The organism is Metasolibacillus sp. (assembly GCF_025291715.1).
In the GTDB taxonomy this organism is placed as follows: domain Bacteria; phylum Bacillota; class Bacilli; order Bacillales_A; family Planococcaceae; genus Metasolibacillus; species Metasolibacillus louembei.
The window spans coordinates 1-517 of record NZ_JAMBIZ010000081.1 but is presented as its reverse complement, the minus strand read 5'-3'; the positions used below and the strand labels follow the sequence as shown (position 1 = coordinate 517).

Annotated in this window: 1 rRNA gene; it reads left to right on the top strand. The window is 50.9% G+C overall.

From position 1 onward, the window contains the following. Positions 1-517, top strand: a 23S ribosomal RNA gene (locus M3Z76_RS19730); the annotation flags it as partial.

Here is a 517-nt window from a genome sequence, read left to right as displayed (position 1 = left end):
GGGGCTGGGTGAGTCGACCCCTAAGGCGAGGCCGAAAGGCGTAGTCGATGGGAAAATGGTTAATATTCCATTACTTCTGTGTAATGCGATGAGAGGACGGAGAAGGCTAAATCAGCCTGGCGTTGGTTGTCCAGGTGAAAGGATGTAGGCATGTATCTTAGGCAAATCCGGGGTACTCTATGCTGAGATCTGATAGCAAGCTGTACTTGTACAGCGAAGTGGTTGATGCCATGCTTCCAGGAAAAGTCTCTAAGCTTCAGTTACACAGGAATCGTACCCGAAACCGACACAGGTGGTCAGGTCGAGTAGACCAAGGCGCTTGAGAGAACTCTGCTGAAGGAACTAGGCAAAATGGTACCGTAACTTCGGGAGAAGGTACGCTGTTGTTGGTGATGGAACTCGCTTCCTGAGCTGACGACAGCCGCAGAAACCAGGCCGCTGCAACTGTTTATTAAAAACATAGCACTCTGCAAACACGAAAGTGGACGTATAGGGTGTGATGCCTGCCCGGTGCTGG